Origin of the sequence: Cellulomonas septica, assembly GCF_012396155.1 — a bacterium.
Classification (GTDB): Bacteria; Actinomycetota; Actinomycetes; order Actinomycetales; family Cellulomonadaceae; genus Cellulomonas; species Cellulomonas septica.
This window is the reverse complement of the sequence record NZ_JAAXOY010000535.1, coordinates 1-2,503: the sequence shown is the minus strand read 5'-3', so window position 1 is coordinate 2,503 and position 2,503 is coordinate 1. Positions and strand designations below refer to the sequence as shown.

General features: G+C 77.1%; 4 protein-coding genes. 3 read left to right on the top strand and 1 reads right to left on the bottom strand.

The window, feature by feature from the left end:
- Positions 1-1,090: hypothetical protein (locus HGA02_RS16200; protein WP_168680120.1), on the bottom strand; the 1,090-nt coding region annotated here is incomplete at its 3' end.
- A gap of 250 nt (positions 1,091-1,340) precedes the next feature.
- Here HGA02_RS16200 and HGA02_RS16195 point away from each other — a divergent pair.
- The 3 genes from HGA02_RS16195 to HGA02_RS16185 form a co-directional block, all read left to right on the top strand.
- Entirely contained in the window at positions 1,341-1,733 is a 393-nt protein-coding gene (locus tag HGA02_RS16195) for a DUF6916 family protein (protein WP_168680118.1), read from the top strand.
- 23 nt (positions 1,734-1,756) lie between these two features.
- Positions 1,757-2,245 (top strand): GNAT family N-acetyltransferase, encoded by a 489-nt coding sequence (locus tag HGA02_RS16190; RefSeq protein WP_168680116.1) that lies wholly within the window; start codon positions 1,757-1,759, stop codon positions 2,243-2,245.
- Positions 2,242-2,503: hypothetical protein (locus HGA02_RS16185; protein WP_168680114.1), on the top strand; the 262-nt coding region annotated here is incomplete at its 3' end. The genes HGA02_RS16190 and HGA02_RS16185, both read left to right, overlap by 4 nt.

The following is a 2,503-nucleotide window of genomic DNA, read 5'->3' as shown; positions in this document are numbered from 1 at the left end:
GCGCCAGGGTCCCCGCGTCGGGCGCCGTGTCGCACCCCGTCCCGGCGGCCGGGTCGACGCAGCCCCACCAGTTGCCCGGGACGGCCGCGCCGCCTCGCACGGCGTCGCGCGTGGACGTGCTGCCGACGGTGGTGCCGTTGCCCACGAGGCGGGACGCGGTGACCTGCCCGCGCGCGAGAACGAGCGCGCCGAACGACGACGGCGTCCCGGCGGCGGCGGTCACGACGTTGCCGTAGACGGTCGAGCCGGTGACGGTCGCGGTGCCGGACTCGACCAGGACCGCGGAGCCCTGCGCGGACGCGCCCGACGTGGTCGTCACGCGGTTGCCCAGGAACGTCGAGCCGCTCACGGTCACGTCGACGTCGCCCGCGACGAACAGGGCACCGCCGCCCGTCACGCCCGCGCCCTGTGCGCCCACCGAGGTGTTGAGCTCGAACGACGACCGCTCGACGACGACCGCGTCGTCGGTGTCGACCCCGACGAAGGCGATCGCGCCGCCGGCCGCGTCGGTCGCGGTGCTGCCGTCGAGCAGGCAGTCGCGGACGGTGAGCGACCCGCCGGTCATCTGCACGCCGCCGCCGACCGCGCCCTGGTCGGAGACGCCTGCGGGCACGTTGGTGCTGGCCGTGATGCGGCAGGAGCTGAGCGTCAAGGAGTCGGGCGCACCGGCGACCGCCGACCCCGCGACGACCGCACCGCCGCCCCACCACGGGTCCGCGAGCGTCGGCCGCCCGCCCGTGAGCGTGAGCGCACCGAGGGTGACGTCGACGCGTCCGACACCGAGGGGGTCGAGGTCGAGCACGCGCGACGCACCGTGCGCGTCGATCCGCGTGGCGTCCCGGCCCGCACCCGTCACGGTGAGCGTCCGACCGCCCGACGTCGGCGCGTAGACGAGCGCACCGGCGGTGAGGGTGACGATGCCCCCCGGGAGGGTCACCGCGGCGTCGGTCAGCGACTGCGCGCGGCACAGCGCCTCGCGCAGCGACAGCGTGGCCGGCGTCGCGTCGGAGCACGTCCCGTCGACGGGGGCGTCGGCGGTCGTCGTGACGACGAGCGGGGTCGGCGCGGCGACGGCGGCAGGGGCGGCCATGACCGAACCCGACAAACCGCCCGCCAGGACCGCCGCAATGGCGACGAATCGGTGAAATCGCAGGTCAGCGCGGTGCGGCACCGGGTCAGCGTAGAAGGATTCACCCGCTGCGAGGGTCCGGCGGCGGGGGTGAAACCTCGTAGGCTCACGACGCCGCGCGACCCCCCGCACCCCGTCGCGCACGCCCCTGAGACCCGTGCCGCACCCGCCGTCCCGGCACCCGGCACGCCCCGCCCGACAGGAGGACGCCGTGCTCCCGCGCCGCACCGTCTCGCGCCGCACCGTCCTCGCCGGTGGCGCCGGGGCCGTCGCGGTGGGGGCCGTCGCCGTCGCGGTCGGCGTCCCGCTGTCGCGCCGCACCCTCCCGCTCGAGCTCGCGGCGGTCCGTGCGCTCGTCGGCAGCCGCTTCCGCACCGACGTCGACGGTGTGACGCACGCCCTCACGCTCGCCGCGGTGACCGGCCCGGCGGGCTCCGCGCCGACGGACGACGCGTTCGCGCTGACGTTCCGCGCCGGCTCGACGCAGGACCTGCCCGGTGCGATCCGCACGCTCTCGCACGACGACGGCGACCTCGTCCTGTTCGTCGGACCGGTCGGTCCGGACGGCACGGACCTCGAGGCCGTCGTCGACCGGAGCGTCTAGTGGGCCTCCCCGGAGGACCGGCCGTGCTCACCCTGCGCCCCACGACGCCCGCCGACGCCGCGTTCGTCGCCGACCTGTACGGCGCCACGCGCGCCGACGAGGTCGCCGCGTTCGGCTGGGACGACGCGACGACGTCGACGTTCCTGCGCGGGCAGCACACGGCGCGCGAGGCCGCCTTCGCGGCGACGGCGACCGACGACCTGGTCGTCGAGGTCGACGGGGTCGCCGTCGGGCGCCTGGTCGTGGGGCGACGCGCGGCCGGCGTCGTGCACGTCCTCGACGTCGCGGTGCACCCGGACCACCAGGGACGCGGGACCGGAACCGCGGTGCTCCGCGGCGTCCTCGCCGACGCGCACGCGGCCGGTGCGACGGTGCGGCTGCACGTCCGGGCGACGAACGTGCGCGCCGCCGCCCTCTACGCGAGGCTCGGGTTCGTCCCGGTCGACGACGCCGAGGCCCCCTCGCCGACCGCCGGGGCGGTGCTCGACGTGCTGCTGGAGGCCCGCCCGTGACTGTCGCCACCTGGTCCGACTGGCGTGCCGCCGTGGGCGCCGACGTCCCCGCCGGGCCGCACGGCACGTGGACCGTCCGGTCCTGCTCCGACCGCCGCACGTCCGCCGGCTGGGCGACCTGGGACGTCACGTTCCTGGCCCCGGCGGGCACCGGTCAGGAGACGGTCGTGCTCGACCTGCCGCTGGCCGGACCTCAGACGCTGCTCGCCGTGCCGAGCGCCGCGCACCCCGACGGCGCGCTGCTCGTCGCGACGTTCG